General features: G+C 66.5%; 1 protein-coding gene. It reads left to right on the forward strand.

The genetic code is table 11. The features are described 5' to 3' along the window. The first annotated feature begins 45 nt into the window (after positions 1-45). A complete protein-coding gene (locus tag I55_RS27260) occupies positions 46-687 on the forward strand; it encodes a GntR family transcriptional regulator (protein ID WP_044563884.1) in 642 nt (213 codons plus the stop codon). Positions 688-1023: the final 336 nt, after the last annotated feature.

The raw sequence follows: 1023 nt of genomic DNA on the forward strand, positions 1-1023 counted from the left end.
GGTATCGTGCGAAAGGCCTTCCGTTGTCCGCATGAAACTTGCCGCATGAGCATCATCGTCCGCAGCCTGCCCGACCAGGCCTATGAAATCGTGCGGCAGCACATCCTGCTGGGCACCATGGCGCCAGGTGCCGCGGTGCAGCAGGGGGCCATCGCCAGCCAGCTGGGGATCAGCAAGATCCCCCTGCGGGAAGCCTTGAGCCGGCTGGAACAGGACGGCCTGGTCACCTCCTTCCCCAACCGGGGCTATGTGGTGAACACCCTGACGACGGAAGAGGCGACGGAGGTGTTCGCCCTGCGCCTGAAGCTGGAGCCCGGGGCGGCGGCGGACGGCGCCCGCCGCGCCAGCCCGGCCGACCGGGACCACGCCCGCGATGAGCTGCTGGCGCTGGAGCGGGAGCAGGGGACCGCCGGCACCGGCCACGTCACCCTCAACCGCGCCTTCCACATGGCCCTGATCCGCCCGGCCGGCGGCATCACCAGCCAGTTGATGGAACGCCTGCACGTCCTGTCGGAACGCTATGTGCGCGTCCACCTGGAACCCCAGGGCCGCGCCGGCCGCGCCCGCGACGAGCACCGCGCCCTGTTCGAGGCGTGGATGGACCGTGACATAGCGACGGTGGAGGCGCTGACCGCCGGCCACATCCGGGGCACGCTGGAGGATTTGCAGCGGGAGCTGGGCTCTTAAGGCCGAGTCCTGCGGGCTCTCCTTCGATGTCATCTCCGGAGTAGACCTGACCTTGCCGCTGCCGGTTATCGCCTGGGTGCCGCAGGCGCGGCAGGCATGAAAGGCGATGAGGGATTGCGGGCAGCCGGATTTCCTCGAATAATCGGCTTATGAACGAAGACCTTCCAGCAACGAAGTTGGCACTTCGGCTGCGGCCCCTCGTGATCGCGCTTGCCGGAACAATGCACTGTTGGGTCTCGTCTCATTCTGCTTTGGGGCGTGCCCGCAATGGATAAACGTTTTGGCTGTCGTCGTGGCCTTCGCGCTCACCCTCACATGGTTTGTTTCAGGCGTATT

This window comes from Azospirillum sp. B4, assembly GCF_000333275.1.
Taxonomy (GTDB): Bacteria; Pseudomonadota; Alphaproteobacteria; order Azospirillales; family Azospirillaceae; genus Nitrospirillum.